The organism is Oscillibacter sp. CU971, from assembly GCF_905219725.1.
Lineage (GTDB): Bacteria > Bacillota > Clostridia > Oscillospirales > Oscillospiraceae > Oscillibacter.
In genome coordinates this window covers 1-1,014 of sequence record NZ_CAJMXG010000588.1, presented here as the reverse complement: position 1 = coordinate 1,014, position 1,014 = coordinate 1, and the positions used below count along the sequence as shown (strand labels likewise).

At 47.9% G+C, this 1,014-nt stretch carries 2 protein-coding genes; both read left to right on the top strand.

What is annotated here, in order from left to right:
* The first annotated feature begins 68 nt into the window (after positions 1-68).
* Entirely contained in the window at positions 69-506 is a 438-nt protein-coding gene (locus tag JX325_RS17660; protein ID WP_204792299.1) for a transposase, read from the top strand.
* Entirely contained in the window at positions 463-993 is a 531-nt protein-coding gene (locus JX325_RS17655; protein WP_204792298.1) for a transposase, read from the top strand. Before JX325_RS17660 ends, JX325_RS17655 begins: the two co-directional genes overlap by 44 nt.
* Positions 994-1,014: the final 21 nt, after the last annotated feature.

Here is a 1,014-nt window from a genome sequence, read left to right as displayed (position 1 = left end):
CTATAGCAATCCAATAAAATAACAGTGCATTGACTTGAGGTGTAGAATGTTATCAGAAGGTGATAGCTATGTTACACAATGAGGCGCGAAGGCTACTGGTACAGGCATACGAACAGACCCACGATGCGCAAACAGTGGCAAAGTGTTTCCAGGTGAGTATCAGTACAGTGTATCGTTTGAGCGGACAAATGAAGAAAACTGGCAGTGTAGATCTTCAAACCAGTCAGCGAGGAAGAAAACCAGCGCTGACAGAAGAAGATTTGCAGGACATTGATCAGCTAATCATAGCCCAGCCGGATATCACGATCGACGAAATCATCGAAAAACAGGGACTGTCTATCAGTAACGAAACGGTGCGAAAGGCCGTGATTGGGCTGGGTTATGTTTACAAGAAGAAGTCCTTTTACGCGGCAGAGCGGGAGCGTGTTCGATGTTGTGGCCGCGAGAGAAGCCTGGAAGGAAATGATCACGCAATGCGAAGCGGACAAACTGGTATTTCTGGATGAAAGCGGCGTAAACACGGACTTGAGCCGCCGCTATGGGCGGGCCATTGGTGGGGAGCGGTCAGTAGACAAGACTCCTTTGAATACACCTGCCAATACCACGATTCTTTCCTCTGTAAGACGCAACGGTGAGACTGCCTATACGATTTACAGCGGTGGAACGACCCGCGAAAAATTTCTGGACTATCTCAAGAACACGCTCATTCCCACGCTGCACGAAGGGGATATTGTCATCATGGNTAATATGCGCACGCATCATGTCAAAGAGGTCCAGACGCTTTTGCAGGGGGCCGACATGAAATTACTGTACTTGCCAGCATACAGCCCTGATTTGAATCCAATCGAAAATATGTGGTCAAAAATCAAGGCGATTCTTCGCAAGCTGAAAATCAGATTATTACCTCAGCTTCCGCATGGTATTGCTGAGGCTTTCTCGCTGATCCGCCCTTCCGACTGCGCTGGTTGGTTTTCTGCCGCTGGTATTCCTTGATAATTTCTTGGATTGCTATAA